Raw genomic sequence first — 548 nt, forward strand, 5'->3', positions numbered from 1 at the left:
GTTCACGGTCCGCCTCGCCAACTTCGAGGGGCCCTTCGACCTGCTGCTGCAACTCATCTCCAAGCACAAGATGGACGTCACCGAGGTGGCGCTCTCGCAGGTCACCGACGAGTTCATGGCCCACATCCGCGCCATGGGGCCGGACTGGGACCTCGACCAGACGACGGAGTTCCTGGTGGTGGCCGCGACCCTGCTCGACCTGAAGGCGGCCCGGCTGTTGCCGTCGGCCGAGGTCGAGGACGAGGCCGACCTGGCCCTCCTGGAAGCCAGGGACCTGCTGTTCGCGCGGCTGCTCCAGTACCGGGCCTACAAGCGGATCGCCGACATCTTCCAGGAACGGCTGGACGGCGAGGCCCGCCGCTACCCGCGCACCGTCGGCCTGGAGGCGCACCACGCCGAGTTGCTGCCGGAGGTGGTGATCCGGATAGGAGCGGACGGCTTCGCGAAGCTGGCCGTGAAGGCGATGCAGCCCAAGGCCAAGCCGCAGGTGTACGTCGACCACATCCACGCGCCGCTGGTGAGCGTCAGGGAACAGGCCGAGGTCGTGA

At 68.4% G+C, this 548-nt stretch carries 1 protein-coding gene; it reads left to right on the top strand.

Annotated elements, in window-relative coordinates:
- On the top strand, positions 1-548 hold a 548-nt coding region (locus KUM32_RS42885; RefSeq protein WP_217146961.1), incomplete at both ends, for a ScpA family protein.

This window comes from Streptomyces sp. AC627_RSS907, from assembly GCF_019049165.1.